The 13,643-nt window shown below is 36.3% G+C and carries 10 protein-coding genes; all 10 read right to left on the bottom strand.

The features are described 5' to 3' along the window. Positions 1-211: 211 nt before the first annotated feature. Positions 212-790: a hypothetical protein gene (locus HNQ35_RS12200; RefSeq protein WP_146938840.1), complete on the bottom strand. Its 579-nt coding sequence runs from the start codon at positions 788-790 to the stop codon at positions 212-214. Between the two features lie 395 nt (positions 791-1,185). After that, a complete protein-coding gene (locus tag HNQ35_RS12195) occupies positions 1,186-1,329 on the bottom strand; it encodes a hypothetical protein (RefSeq protein WP_170226741.1) in 144 nt (47 codons plus the stop codon). A 497-nt stretch (positions 1,330-1,826) separates the two neighbouring features. Next, the gene (pruA, locus tag HNQ35_RS12190; protein ID WP_146938839.1) at positions 1,827-3,377 is read right to left on the bottom strand and encodes an L-glutamate gamma-semialdehyde dehydrogenase; all 1,551 of its coding nucleotides are present in this window, start codon (positions 3,375-3,377) and stop codon (positions 1,827-1,829) included. Positions 3,378-3,520: 143 nt separating this feature from the next. Beyond that, on the bottom strand, positions 3,521-4,747 hold the full coding sequence (locus HNQ35_RS12185; RefSeq protein ID WP_146938838.1) for a CamS family sex pheromone protein: 1,227 nt from the start codon (positions 4,745-4,747) through the stop codon (positions 3,521-3,523). 19 nt (positions 4,748-4,766) lie between these two features. Continuing rightward, complete coding sequence (gene ligA, locus HNQ35_RS12180) at positions 4,767-6,773, bottom strand: NAD-dependent DNA ligase LigA (RefSeq protein WP_146938837.1); 2,007 nt, start codon at positions 6,771-6,773, stop codon at positions 4,767-4,769. 13 nt (positions 6,774-6,786) lie between these two features. Beyond that, positions 6,787-9,024 (bottom strand): DNA helicase PcrA, encoded by a 2,238-nt coding sequence (gene pcrA, locus HNQ35_RS12175; RefSeq protein WP_146938836.1) that lies wholly within the window; start codon positions 9,022-9,024, stop codon positions 6,787-6,789. 21 nt (positions 9,025-9,045) lie between these two features. After that, the gene (gene pcrB, locus HNQ35_RS12170; RefSeq protein WP_146938835.1) at positions 9,046-9,741 is read right to left on the bottom strand and encodes a heptaprenylglyceryl phosphate synthase; all 696 of its coding nucleotides are present in this window, start codon (positions 9,739-9,741) and stop codon (positions 9,046-9,048) included. 317 nt (positions 9,742-10,058) lie between these two features. After that, positions 10,059-10,358 carry a YerC/YecD family TrpR-related protein gene (locus HNQ35_RS12165; protein ID WP_146938834.1) on the bottom strand — a complete coding sequence of 100 codons (300 nt, stop codon included), beginning with the start codon at positions 10,356-10,358 and terminating at the stop codon, positions 10,059-10,061. A gap of 17 nt (positions 10,359-10,375) precedes the next feature. Beyond that, the gene (locus tag HNQ35_RS12160; RefSeq protein WP_146938833.1) at positions 10,376-11,383 is read right to left on the bottom strand and encodes a DUF3048 domain-containing protein; all 1,008 of its coding nucleotides are present in this window, start codon (positions 11,381-11,383) and stop codon (positions 10,376-10,378) included. 67 nt (positions 11,384-11,450) lie between these two features. Next, positions 11,451-13,190: an adenine deaminase C-terminal domain-containing protein gene (locus HNQ35_RS12155; protein ID WP_146938832.1), complete on the bottom strand. Its 1,740-nt coding sequence runs from the start codon at positions 13,188-13,190 to the stop codon at positions 11,451-11,453. Between the last annotated feature and the right edge of the window lie 453 nt (positions 13,191-13,643).

Below are 13,643 nucleotides of genomic sequence, written 5' to 3'. Positions count from 1 at the left end.
TATTTTATTAGTTTAACTGATTAGGAGGCTATTTTAATAGAAAAGTGTTCAATTCTATCAAGCAGAAACTGTTGATTCTATTCTAGCAGTTACAACATATTTGAATGGCTCAAATAATCATTCTTAGGGTGCATTAAACATACAGCTTTTTCTTCTCCAATTCCTTCTCATTCATTTAGTATCCTAGCAGTCTCCTTAAATTTAGTTTTAATTATTCTGATTCAATAACTGTATTTTCGGAATGAATTGGGTCAATCGTTGAAAATAATTCAATATCATCAAAAAAGTGAATAACATCCTTATCTTGATCCAAAACAAGTAATTGATATCCATTTTTATTATTTTCAATATTTTTCTTTTGCCCATTATCAATAGGGTGATTTGGATTTAAATCAATGACTACCTTATAATCAAGTCTTTCCTCTTCTATTTTTGCACCCTTAATAGCTGCTGTCTTTTCCTTCCCTACTATGCTTTGTATGTTTTCAGGTAAGACAACTTGAAAATAATAATCTACATTATTCTTGAGTATATTATACAATTCATCATTAATGATATAAGACAATTCTAAACGCAGAACATTATTATGGAAGTATACCATAAATTCTCTAACCAAAAAATTTGGAGGAATGAATTTTTCCTCAAGTGATCGTTCTGAACTTGATTCATGTATACTCATATCCACTACTTGTTGGGTTCCGTTACTTGTATTAAGTTGCTTCTGTTGTAAGTTCTCACAACCTACAAAAAGCATAGCTATAATTAAAACCAATAATATTTTATGTTTCATATTTATCCAACCTTTTATTTTTTGACCTTATCACTCCAACTTGCATATGTCCAATTCCCAGTAACAGATTTTTTACTTACTATTTTTCCATTGTTCCTGCACTGTTCAGTCCCCGATGCCTTAATCCATTGACTTCCTGCTCTTAGTAAATATTTAGATTTTTTAGGAATTGTCCATGTCATCGTTATCGTTTTAGTTCTACTAGTTCCCAATCCCACCTGAGCTGAAACACCTACTTTAGCCACCATTGAATTAAATGTAGCATTTGCAGTGACATTCGCTGATGTAGATTGAGTGACAGCAACTGAGTAAGATACTGTATCGGTTACATTACTTGGATTAGTAGCTTCATGAATAAACTCGGTTTTTTTATTTTTGGACGTTGAAGAATGTATTTATTCATATCCCGTCATATCATTTGCCATTGGTGATGCGTCATTAACATCTCCATTTGCAAAAGCGGAAGAGGTAAAACCAAAAGATGCCGTTCCAAATAATAACACAATGACATAAACTATTTTATTAAACTTTTTCGTCATACTTACGCCCCTATATAATTTTTTCATAATTATCTTAACATAAACATTATTCATTCACAATAATTAATTTATTAAAAATGTTATTAAATATTTTTCATGAAATGATATCACTGTTGTAAATTTTACTGTAAATAAATATACAAACGCCATTTTATTTTAAATAAACATAATGGAAGTGATCATATCCTCGACAAATGCCTGTCCAGATGAAAAAACGATCATAAATAAAATTATGGAATTTTAAAGCTGATAAAGTTATTGCTAAAATGCTGTAGGAATTAAACATTGATTGTTTCGTCACAAATATTATCATTCGCTATTAAAAAAACGGGAGGAATTGTAGACAATGATTTACAAGAGGAAAAGATGTGACATCGTTGTAAAACAACTAAATAATCTATATAGCAGTAATACAAATAAATGCCTAAATAATATAGATAAGTGATTACTAAAACAATAAAACACCCGCTTCGTAAAATGGAAGCGGGTGTGTATAATTAAAACATTTCTGATGTTGATTTTGCTTGCATATGTTGGATGAGATAGTCTGGTCCACCTGCTTTAGAGTCTGTACCTGACATGTTGAAACCACCGAATGGTTGGTAACCAACAATTGCTGCTGTACAACCGCGGTTGAAGTATAAGTTTCCAACATGGAAATCTTCGCGCGCTTGTTCAATATGTTCGCGGTTATTAGAAATCACAGCTCCTGTTAGACCGTACTCTGTATTATTTGCAATTTCAATTGCTTCGTCAAAGTCTTTCGCTTTAGTTAAGCCGAGTACAGGGCCAAAGATTTCTTCTTGCATGATACGTGCTTTCGGATCAACATCTCCAAACACAGTTGGTTTAATGAACCAACCTGTAGAGTCGTCTCCTTCACCACCAACAAGTAGTTCGCCTTCTTGTTTACCAATTTCAATATAGCTCATAATTTTATCATAAGCTGCTTGGTCAATAACTGGTCCCATGTAATAACGTGATGGGTCAGCTGGATTACCAACTGTTAATTCTTTCGTTAGTTCAACGATTCGGTCTTTCACTTGATCATACACATCTTCATGGATGACAGCACGTGAACATGCTGAACATTTTTGACCTGAGAAGCCGAACGCTGATTGAACAATTGATTGAGCAGCTAATTCTAAGTCAGCATCGTTATCAACAATGATCGTATCTTTTCCACCCATTTCTAGAATGGTGCGTTTTAGCCAAATTTGGCCTTCTTGGATTTTAGCTGCACGTTCGAAAATACGTGTTCCTACTTCGCGAGAACCTGTAAAGCTAACGAAACGTGTACGTGGATGGTCAACTAAGTAGTCACCAACTTCTCCACCTGGTCCTGGAATGTAGTTTACGACACCTTTTGGCATGCCTGCTTCTTCTAGAACTTCCATGAATTTATAAGCAATGACTGGTGTGGCACTTGCTGGTTTAAGTAATACAGTATTTCCTGTCACCATTGCTGCAACAGTTGTACCAGCCATAATAGCAAATAAGAAGTTCCAAGGCGAAATAACGACACCGACACCTAATGGAATGTAGTGGAATTGGTTACGTTCAATTGGACGGCTATTAACTGGAACACCGTCTTTAAGTTTGATCATTTGACGACCATAATATTCTAAAAAGTCGATTGCTTCTGCTACATCAGCATCCGCTTCATTCCACGGCTTTCCACCTTCTTTAATAAGATGTGCAGTAAATTCTGCTTTACGACGACGAACAATCGCTGCCGCACGGAATAAAATATCTGCGCGGAATTTAGGATCTGATTTACGCCATGTATTAAAAGTTTCATCAGCTACTTTCATCGCTTTTTCAGCAAGTTCTTTGTTCGCTTTAGAAACATATCCAATGACTTCTTCTTTTTTCGCAGGGTTTACAACCTTAATCTTATCTTCTGTTGTAATTCTTTCACCATTGATAATGAGTGGATACTCTTTACCAAGATCTGCTTCAACTTGTTTAATTGCTTCTAATAAAGTCTGTTTATTCTCTTCTACAGAGAAATCTGTAAAAGGTTCATGTTTGTATGGTACTACCATGGATAAAACCCTCCTTGAAATAATCTAAGGATATCTTTCGTTTCTATATATTTTACGCAAAAAAACAAAGCGTTCATCTGTCTCTAAGATATCCACTACTCATTCTAACGGAAAAGAACAAATGGTTCAATTAATGAGTGTTTTTATTGAAATATATGCACATTCAAATCGTCTTTACCTGCTTCTCGATAAATAAGACTTTCCATCTGTGTACTAGATTTAATATTAATCTCCAAATGATAATTATTAGAAAGCAATTCTTTGGCTAAGCCATAAACATATTGGGTAAAGCCTAACACTTCTCCTTTCCCATAAAATTCAATTGGAATATCGAGAACGAGCTTGCTTAATTCATCATTAATATAAAATCCTTTTCCAATTACGCCTACATAATTTGGAAAATAATCTGCGACATCATTACTAAATCGTTTGATGACTTCTGACTCTTCAACATGGTGTTTTTCCGCTTCATTAGAAGGAAAAAGCACATTCTTTTCTTTAATCGATTTCCATTTGCCGATTTCGTTTTGCCCTTTATCGACAAAAGTTTTAGCAACGAAATTTCCTGGAACGGGAGATGACTCATCCTCTTCTTGATAAATAGCAAACATGACTGGGACATTCTCTAATCCTTCCATTTTCCGCAGGCGACTAAGAATTTCTTGTGCATTTTTTTTGCCAACTTCGAGCATCTTATCTTTAGGTATGTCGGTTTCATGGAATGTCCGTTTTTTCTCTTTGTCTTCTGTATAAAAACGGTAGACAGATTTCATGGAAAGTCCTATTGAAATACCCGCTACTTTCGCTTGTTTATCCTTTGTAATTAAGTAATTTTGTTCAACAATATGTGATAAATATTTCGGATTTTTCTTCTGTTCTTTCGCATTATTTTTATTGTTTATCGGTGGATTAATACCTTGCTGAAGTTGATTACGGATTTTTTCCTCATTGACCGTCATTTGTGCTTCTTTTAATTTTTTCACTTCACTTTGCACTTCTTTTTCCAATTGTTTTTCCGTTAGTTTTCTTCCTAACCAGCCGTAAACCGTTTCCGCGGAAAGGAACTGTCCTTCACGGAAAATATATGTCTCAGGATCAAAATAGTCTTTCGAATGACGGCGTAATCCCTCTTCAATCTCATCAATATCAACACGGTTAGCTAATTGATTAACAATCACGCCACGCGCAGCACCGGATTCATACGGTAGAAGCATACGATAGTTTTCTTTTGATAACTTATAGCTCGGCACAATAGACATTTCTTTTTTTTCCTTTACGTCCTGAACAATCTCTTCTTCTTCTTTCTCTCCAGGTGTACAACTCGTCAAGAGTAAAAGGATACAAATACTTATTATTCCTATCCTTTTCACATGTATCCCACCCTTCATCTTATTCTTCTTCCAAAGCTTGTTGTAACTGCTCTTCATTCCAGATGGAAATCCCAAGTTTTTCTGCTTGCTTATATTTTGATCCAGCAGCTTCCCCAGCGATGAGTAAGTCCGTATTTTTACTGACACTACCAGTTACTTTCCCACCGAGAGCTTCAATTTTTTCCTTTGCTTCGTTACGTGTATAATGTTCTAGTTTCCCTGTTAGGACAACGACTTTTCCAGAAAAAGTGGTATTTTCACTTGATTCACTCCGAACTGGTCCTTTATAAGTCATATTGATACCAAGCTCTGATAATTCTTGAATCATCTTTTGTACTTTTTCATCAGAAAAGTATTGCACCAGCGAATCAGCCATTTTAGTACCGATTTCATCAATTTGGATAAAATCATCATACGTGGCTTGTTGTAAATGGTCCATCGATTGAAATGCCTCTGCTAAAATCTGTGAAGCTCTTACACCGATAAAACGAATGCCTAAACCGAATAATAATTTCTCCAGCGAATTTTCTTTTGATTGTTCAATCGCATTTAATAAATTAGTGGCAGATTTTTCTCCCATACGTTCTAATTTCAATAATTCATTCTTTTCCAACCGGTAAACATCTGGAATTGATTGAACGAGTTTTTCGCGAAATAGTTGGGCGATAATGCGTTCACCTAAACCATCTATATTCATCGCATCACGCGATGAGAAATGAATTAATCCTTCTTGTATTTGTGCTGGACAGTTTGGATTAATACAACGAAGGGCTACTTCCTCTTCAATATGGATTAATTCACTCTGACATGCGGGACAATGTGATGGCATTGAAAATTCCTTTTCTTTACCTGTTCGTTTTTCTTCGATGACACGGACAATTTCCGGAATAATATCTCCTGCTTTTCGAAGGATGACTGTATCCCCTACGCGAATATCTTTCTCACGAATAAGGTCTGCATTATGAAGGGAAGCACGTTGGACAGTTGAGCCAGCTACCCGCACGGGGTCTAGAATAGCTGTAGGTGTAATCACCCCTGTCCGTCCAACACTTAATTCAATATCCCTTAATGTTGTCACGACTTCTTCAGCAGGAAATTTATAAGCAATGGCCCAGCGCGGGCTTTTAGCCGTATACCCAAGTGCTTCCTGATCACTTAGTGCATCGACCTTAATCACAATCCCATCGATTTCATATGGTAAATTCGGACGACGTATTGTCCAATATTCTACATAGTCTAATACTTCTTCAATCGATTGACAGATTCGCCATTCATTATTTACTTTAAAGCCTAACGACGATAAATACGTTAGGCATTCACTGTGAGATGCCATTTCCTTCCCTTCCCATACGCCTACACCATACCAGAATACATCAAGATTCCGTGATGCTGCAATTTTTGGATCTAATTGACGTAATGAACCTGCTGCCGCATTACGAGGATTAGCAAATAGAGCTTCACCATTTTCTTCTCGCTGTTTATTTAGCGTTATAAAAGAGCGTTGCGGAATAAAGGCTTCTCCACGTACTTCGATTGTATTTTTTTCATGAATCGATAGCGGAATACTGCGGATCGTTCTTAGGTTACTTGTAATATCCTCTCCAATTGTCCCATCTCCACGGGTTGATCCTTGCACGAGTTGACCGTCCTCATATCTTAAGGAGACAGCTAAACCGTCAATTTTTAGCTCACATATATAAGAGACGTCTTTGCCAATCGTTTGTTTAACACGCCGGTCAAAATCACGTAATTCATCTGAGCTGAAAGCATTACCTAAGCTAAGCATCGGTATGGCATGACGTACTTTTTCGAACGAATCCAACGGTTGATCTCCAACACGCTGAGTCGGAGAATCTGCTGTAATAAGTTCTGGAAATTGCTTTTCTAAGTCTTCTAATTCACGAAGTTTCTTATCATATTCTGAATCGGGTACGGTTGGCTTATCTAATACGTAATATTCATAACTATATTGATTTAGTTCTTTTTTTAAAGCTTGGATCTTCTTTTCTACTTGTTGCTTATTCATTCGCTTCACCCTCCTATTGTTTCGTAATTGGAGCAAACTTCGCTAATAAACGTTTAATACCAATAGGAGCTGGAAATGCCACATCTAGTTCAAGCGAATCACCTTCACCGTCAACTTTAACTACGGTACCGATACCCCACTTTTTATGAAGTGCTTTATCTCCTGGGCGCCAGCTCTCAGTTTCAGCTCCTGATGTTCGTTTTTCGATACGTTTCGCCTTTCTTCTTGGCGTATGTCGATGAGCTTGTGATGTAAATTGAGAAGGACGTGCAAAAGATGATCCAAACATATCTTGTTTAGCTTCCTCGATTCCGTCAATTAAATCTTCAGGAATTTCATTAATGAAACGGCTGATGGGATTCATGTTCGTTCGTCCATAGAGCGTTCGCATTTGAGCGTGTGTCACATATAGTAACTCTTCTGCTCTCGTTATACCAACATAAGCAAGACGACGTTCTTCTTCCATTTCTTCATCATCCATCATTGAACGGCTATGCGGGAAAACATTTTCTTCCATCCCAATTAAAAAGACAACAGGAAATTCTAAGCCTTTCGCTGCATGTAATGTCATTAATGTCACTTTTTCCAAATGATCAGGATCTTCCTCATCAACCTGGTCAATATCAGCGATTAATGCAAGGTCTGTCAAAAAAGCAATTAATGTTTTATCATCATTTTTCGCTTCAAAGTCATGTGTTACTGTTTTAAACTCTTCTAAGTTTTCTAAGCGACTTTGTGCTTCAATACTTCGTTCATTCAACAACATGTCTTCGTAACCTGAACGTGTTAAAACTTGCTCGACCATATCTGTCGCTGTTAAAAATTCTTGTTGCTGATTCAATGTCTGAATTAAGTTTGCAAAATCTGCTAATGCATGAGCAGCGCGCTTTGTCACACCGGTAAAATCGACTTCTTTTGTCGCTTGGAATAATGATATATCATGTTCTATTGCATATGCTTGTAATCGTTCGACCGATGTTTTTCCGATACCACGCTTCGGTTCATTGACAACTCTTTCAAAACTCAGGTCATCATCAGGGTTTGTGATTAAACGTAAGTAAGCAATCATATCTTTTATTTCTTTTCGTTCGTAGAATTTCTGTCCGCCAACCATTTGGTATGGCATACCTGATTTTACGAAAGCATCTTCTATGGCACGTGACTGGGCATTTGTTCGATATAAAATAGCTATATCATTCGGTTGATAGCCTTCTTCTTGTATAAGGTTTTTAATCGTTTGCATGACGAATAATGCTTCTTCTTGTTCAGTTGCACCACGAAAATATTGTATTTTCTTCCCCGACGGATTCTCCGTCCATAAGTTCTTCGGCTTACGACTGCTATTATTTTCAATCACTTTATTAGCTGCGGTTAAAATCGATTTCGTTGAGCGATAATTTTGTTCTAATAAAATCGTCCGTGCCGCCGGATAATCCTTTTCAAAGGATAAAATATTACTAATATCTGCTCCACGCCAACGATAAATTGATTGGTCAGAATCCCCTACAACACAAAGGTTTTGATAACGACTTGCCAATTGTTTTACTAAATAATATTGAGCATGGTTCGTATCTTGATACTCATCGACGTGAATATATTGAAATCGGTGTTGATAATACTGTAGTACTTCTGGGACACGTTGGAATAGATGGATTGTCTCCATAATTAAATCATCAAAATCCATCGAATGGTTTTTTCGTAAAGTCTTCTGATAATGCTCATACACATGGGCAACTTGACGGTCATAAAAATTTCCTACTTGTTCTGAAAACTTTTCTGGTGTGATTAACTCGTTCTTTAAAGAACTGATACGTCCAAGCATCGCTCTTGGGTCAAATTGTTTCGAGTCGATATTTAAGTTTTTCAGCACTTGTTTGACGACCGATAATTGATCACCACTGTCTAATATAGAGAAATTTCGATTATACCCGATCCGATCAATATCTCGACGTAAGATACGTACACACATCGAGTGAAAGGTCGATACCCACATATATTCCGCTTCTTGTCCAACAAGTTGCGAAACACGGTCTCTCATCTCGCGTGCAGCTTTATTTGTAAAGGTAATCGCTAAAATATTTCTTGGAGCAACCCCTTTTTCATGCATTAAGTACGCTATCCGATGGGTGAGCACTCGTGTCTTACCACTTCCTGCTCCCGCCATAATAAGCAGTGGTCCATCTGTATGTTTAACCGCTTCTTTCTGCTCTTTATTTAATCCATTTAAAAGGTCGTCTGTTTTCAGACTCACCTTAAACACCACCTTATAACACTACTTTTCATTTTTAACAGCTCGAACTGTTTCTAAAGCTTCTGTCGGATTTGTATATAAACTGTTACCTACAATAATGACATCAGCATGTTGAGACATCTCACGAGCTTGTGTCTTATTTTCAATGCCACCGCCATAAAAAAGCATCGTATCTGTCAGCTCATCTTTAACTTTCTCTACGAGTTTAGGGTCACCATATGTTCCACTATATTCAACATAAAAAATCGGTAGATGAAACATACGTTCAGCCATATAGGCATAAGCTAAAACATCTTCTTCGGTTGGTAACTGACAATTTGCTTTTTTATAAGCTTTTGCTTCTTCGTTTAAGATACAGTATCCTTCAACAAAAATTTCATCCCAATTCATCATCTCTTTATACTGTTTAACTGCTTCATGTTGGATATCCATCATCCATTTCTTTTCTTTTGAGTTAAGTACCATCGGGATAAAATAATAATCAAATCCAGGTGTAATGGATTCCATATTTGAGATTTCTAAAATACATGGCACAGTATAGCGACGAATTCTGGACAATAAATCTAATACACCATCTAATGTGACATCGTCTGTTCCACCAACGATGATAGCATCTGTACCTGATTCACAAACACGATCTAATAACTCGTCCGAAATATCTTTAGCAGGATCGAGTTTAAAAATATGCTTCCACTCTTTCAATGAATTGTGTAACATAACTGGCCTCCAATTTCATAATCCATTAGTTTATTATAACAAATAATACGAAATGAATTGAACGATATGGTGGGTGAAATATAAGATAAAAAGTAGAGATTTTAATCAATTTTATAATAGCTTATTTCAAGTCATGTTAGTAGAGTAAAAAAAGTGTTAATATTAGAAATATATCACTCGAGATACATTATCTCCTAGATACAAGATATAGGAAGAGGCTTCCTGAAAGTATAAAGGTTTGAAGTTATGTCATGCACTTATTGAGATAAAAATAAACGGGTGGGGAAATGTTGCTTTCCACCACCCTTTCTATTCTCTTATACTTCATCATTATGTAAACGTTCTAAGACAAGACCGTATCCGCCACTACCATAGTCGATACAACGGCGAACACGAGAAATCGTCGCAGTCGATGCTTTTGTCTCTTTTTCTATTTCATTATATGTTCGTCCTTCAGATAACATTTTAGCTACTTGAAATCGTTGTGATAATGATTGGACCTCACTCATTGTTGCAATATCGTCAAAAAAGCGATAACATTCTTCTCTATTTTTTAAGGAAAGAATTGCATCAAATAATTGATCGAGTTGTTTTCCCCGTAATTTATCAATCTGCATGCTTTCTCCTCCTTTACCTATTGTAGTGTAATTAACGATTCTAACCCAGGCGATGATGGAATAATATTAATCCATGTTTTACCAGGAACTAGTCCAATTGGTTGCCCATCTTTAACTGGTAAAATACGTCCATCAACTATTTGCCATTCGACTCGTTGGACAATCCCTTTTTGTAATAAGTATGCTTGCCCACCACTATCTAAATCAACTTTACGCCTGCCCTGATCATCCATTACTTCATGTGTGGCTTCTATAATTAAAACATTACTCATTTCAATCGGTTCATTCGATTCAAGCTCAACGGACTGTTCTCCATCACTGAATCTTTCATAAACATCCTTTTTGGTATTGTACTTATATGTAACTGTTGTCAATGGACTATTAAAATAAGTAATCTCAACTTGTTCAGCAGCATCACCTTCGATTTGTTCAATTTCTTCTTCTGTTAAAAAGGGTAGTGGCTCATATGTTTCAGTTAAATTGTAGCCTTTTTCTTCAGCAATGTCACGAACAGCAGTGAATTGTAAGTATGAATTATGTGGTGCTTGACGTCTATGATCACGCTTAAACAGATAACCATCATCATCATAATTAGAACCATTTATACTATCAATTCCCCGTTCTTTAATCATATCACTTATAAAGTCCGCTGCACCATGATGGATATAGATCGCTTGATAACGTTCCGCTAAGTCAAAAAAGTACTCTCTTGCACTACGAACAGGTCCAACAACTTCTGGCGCCTCACTTTGGTATAGAGCTAGGAAACGCGTAATATTCCCTTCAGCAAGAATTTCAAACACGAGATCTGCTTGTGATAAACCGGTTTGTGGGCGTGCTTTCGGATGATTATTTACCATGACACTTATTATTCTGCGGTCTATTTCTTCGCCTTCTAAACCAGTTAATGGAAAGACACCTTTTTTTACAGCTTGATTTTCAGTTTGAGTTTCATTTTTACTTTTTGAACATCCAACAACTAACATGAGAAGTAAAGCTATCAATAATATAACGTGTTTTTTCATATCTCCTAGCTCCCTTTTTTACTTATTGTCATATATTAATATATACGGTGACTATCATCATTATAAATTATCTCATCGTAGCTGGAAAGAGAACATCTCGTTTCATAACATCAACGATTCCTTGTTGGGTTATTCTAATATAAGGAAGATGAGTTGATGATAAAAATAATATTGTATAAATTGGGTCATCAAATAAATAACCAAATTCCTTTAAGTAAGCCGTCAACTTTTTCTGTTTTTGAATCAATGTTCTCATATTCTCTGTGGTCATTATACCTCCTAAAGTAAGTGGAATTTCTAATAATATATGACCTTCATGAACGATTATAATGCCACCGCCTATTTCTTTTAATCGTTGTCCAGCTATCATCATATCTTGCTTATTCTTGCCGATATAAACAAGGTCACCAGTCATTGAATAAGAACTGGCAAGTCCTCCTAACCGTCTTGTAAAGCCATGAAGCGTTGTATTGACATGCCACTTACCATTCTTATCCATTAATGTTAAAAATGCATCGAAAGTATCAATAGGTAATTGTTCAGGTGTGACATCTATTTCAATCGGGTAAGGTTTTGTAATGACATCATTGATTAACTTTAAACCAATAGGAGTAGAGTATTGCAAATCATTCTCCTCTAAGTCCCACGATAAGTGTAACCGTTTAATGCCGAATGCTGACCATTCTATTTGTGACGGGTAATGACATACTTTTCCGTTTCGTTTTATCCACTCGCCTTTTGCTAGAACACTCGTCGGATGTGGGTTGTCCTTTTCATTTAAAAAATTTATATGTGCAATCCGACCAGGAGCAATACTGCCAATTTGTTCTTCTAAATGAAAATGTTTAGCTGCATTATATGATGCCATCCGATACGCTTCTTCAATAGGAACCCCTTTTTGAATGGCAATATCTATTAATTTATTCATTAAGCCGTCTTCATAAAAAGAAGGTGTTGAGCCATCTGTTGTCATCGTTAATTCGTCAAAAGTCTTTAACCCAAGGTCAAGCATCTCTTCTAATAATTGTGGTAAATCTGGACGAATGGATGAATATCGAAGGCCAACTTGATACCCAAGTTCTAACCGTTTTAATACGTCTTTTCCTGTGATTGATTCATGATCTGCATTGACACCGAGAAGCTTTAGCTTCGTTAATGTCTTTTCTGAAGCTCCTGGAAAATGACCTTCAATTGGCTTACGGTGTCGTTTTGTTTCTTGAATCCAATAAAGAAGGTGGTCATCGCCATCTAATAAGGCTGGCCAAGCAGTAAGCTCTCCTCCCTGTACAACAGCAGGATGGTTAATCCACTTTAAAACCGATTCTGTATGGAAAACTTTATCTTCATCTTGTAATATCGTTTGTGAATCATAACGTGCCCACCAATACATACTAATAGGTAATTTCTGACACGCCTCTATGAAAGAAAACGCTTTCTTCTCTTCCATTAAAAAATGCCACATTAAACTATCATTTATAAGAGTTGTTGTCCCAAAAATCGCTGCATGTCGAGCTAATTGTTCTGGATTATAAAGTTGATATGGATGGGCATGTGGTTCTATATAGCCCGGAACGAGAAATAACCCTTTACAATCAACATAAGTCGTTCCTATATCATTTTCTGGCATTTCCTCACCGACATAAACGATTCTTTCATTATAAATCCAAATGTTCGCATGTAGCCAAACTTTTGTATACATATTTAAGTACGTGGCGTTCGTTAATACAAGGGTAGGAGCAAGTTGTCCATCGATGATACGTACATGCTTTCTCATATCACGATTACGCCAATAGCCTTGTTCTAACATAGACGAACTCATCCTCAATTCATGTATTTGTTTACATTTTAACATATAACACTTTATTATAGTAAAGCTTTTATGTGGATTTTATTAATAATCTATGAAGCAAAGTCGTTCAATGAGTAACAAGACGGATTGCCTCTTCAAAAAACTCATTCATATGTGTCATGAAGCTGGGACAAAACCTCTGATGATGAAAAAACTATTTTTTGTTCACTTTTCCTTATGTCCCAGTCTCCTTCTCCTAATGATCATGACAGTACATGAACTATCATTAAAGCGAGCTGGGGTTTGTTTAAATAGTAAACTATTGTCGACTATTATTCGCTATCGTTTGAAGTTTTGGATGAAATCATGTGGAGTAGAGAGAACTACTCTGCATGGATTTGAAGATTTACGCGTAACCATGGGGGGTAGAGCTAACCACTCTGCATGGTTTTGAAGATTTGAGCGTAACCA

The organism is Cerasibacillus quisquiliarum (genome assembly GCF_014202495.1).
Taxonomy (GTDB): domain Bacteria; phylum Bacillota; class Bacilli; order Bacillales; family Amphibacillaceae; genus Cerasibacillus; species Cerasibacillus quisquiliarum.
The sequence above is the reverse complement of the archived record's forward strand: the minus strand, read 5'-3'. Positions and strand labels throughout refer to the sequence as shown.